Source organism: Teichococcus aestuarii (genome assembly GCF_042651065.1).
Taxonomy (GTDB): Bacteria; Pseudomonadota; Alphaproteobacteria; order Acetobacterales; family Acetobacteraceae; genus Pseudoroseomonas; species Pseudoroseomonas aestuarii.
This window is the reverse complement of sequence record NZ_JBHSCH010000198.1, coordinates 1-795: the sequence shown is the minus strand read 5'-3', so window position 1 is coordinate 795 and position 795 is coordinate 1. Positions and strand designations below refer to the sequence as shown.

General features: G+C 79.9%; 1 protein-coding gene and 1 pseudogene. Both read right to left on the bottom strand.

What is annotated here, in order from left to right:
• A partial coding sequence (locus tag ACFOY6_RS24350; RefSeq protein WP_456316956.1) for a cytochrome c biogenesis protein CcdA occupies positions 1-348 on the bottom strand: 348 nt, incomplete at its 3' end.
• A pseudogene (locus ACFOY6_RS24345) lies at positions 318-795 on the bottom strand (protein-disulfide reductase DsbD family protein); the annotation flags it as partial. The pseudogene ACFOY6_RS24345 and the gene ACFOY6_RS24350, both read right to left, overlap by 31 nt.

Sequence of the window (795 nt, the reverse complement as noted above, 5' to 3'; positions counted from 1 at the left end):
GCCACGCCCGGCCAGACGGCCCCGGCGGCCGCGCGCCAGCTGCGCCCGGCCCAGCGCCCAGGCGGCGAGGCCCACGGCCAGGCCGCCGGCCAGCGCCGCCGCCAGCCCTTCCGGCCCGACCTGCTGCGCCAGCACCCAGAGCAGCCACAGCGCGGCGGCATACATCGGGAAGGCCAGCAGCTCCTTCAGCCGCTCCATCCAGGCGCCGGGGCGGGGCAGCCGGTCGGCCAGCCCCGGGGCCAGGGCCAGCAGCGCGTAGGGCGCCGCCATGCCGAGCCCCATGGCGGCGAAGACGGCGAGGGTGGCGGCGGGCGGCATCAGCATGGCGGCGCCGATGGCGGCGGCCATGAAGGGGGCGCCGCGACGCCCGAGCCCAGCGCCACCGGCCCGCCGAGCTGGAACACGCCGGAGAGGTTCAGCCCCACCGCCAGCATCAGCCAGCCCATGCCGGCGACGAAGGCGGGCGCGGTGAACTGGAAGCCCCAGCCCGCCACCCCGCCGGCGGCGCGCAGCGCCATCATCACGCCCGCCAGCGCCAGGAAGGAGAGCACCACGCCGGCCGTGTAGCTCAGCGCATGGCCGCGCACCGCGCCGCGCGCCGCGCCGGAGAGGCGCGCCACCGCCATGGCCTTCATCGCCAGGATGGGGAAGACGCAGGGCATCAGGTTCAGGATCAGCCCGCCCAGCGCCGCCCAGAGCAGCGCCTGCCACAGCGGCAGCCCGGCGCCGAGGCCCGCCCCCGCGCCCGCGCCGGCCGCCGGCGGCGGCGCCGGGCCCGGCGCGGCGGCGAGGCGG